Source organism: Anaerococcus lactolyticus ATCC 51172 (genome assembly GCF_000156575.1).
Taxonomy (GTDB): domain Bacteria; phylum Bacillota; class Clostridia; order Tissierellales; family Peptoniphilaceae; genus Anaerococcus; species Anaerococcus lactolyticus.
Window position 1 is genome coordinate 1 of sequence record NZ_GG666201.1, and the last position, 233, is coordinate 233.

The window sequence follows — 233 nt, forward strand, 5'->3', positions numbered from 1 at the left end:
TGTTCTGGCGACCATGGCGCTGGAAGACCAGCCGCCCGGATGCCGTCACCATCCTGCGCTACGGGCTCACTCTGGGCCTGATGAACCTGCTGTTCTACATGGCCCTGCGCACCATTCCCTTCGGCATCGCGGTGGCCATCGAATTCACCGGGCCGTTGACGGTGGCGATGCTGTCATCACGACGTCCGATCGATTTCCTCTGGGTGGGGTGCGCGGCGCTGGGGCTGCTGTTG

Annotated in this window: 1 protein-coding gene; it reads left to right on the forward strand. The window is 64.4% G+C overall.

Features of this window, described 5'->3' with window-relative positions; genetic code table 11:
• The coding region (locus tag HMPREF0072_RS12245; protein ID WP_438829780.1) for a hypothetical protein at positions 1-233 on the forward strand (233 nt) is incomplete at both ends.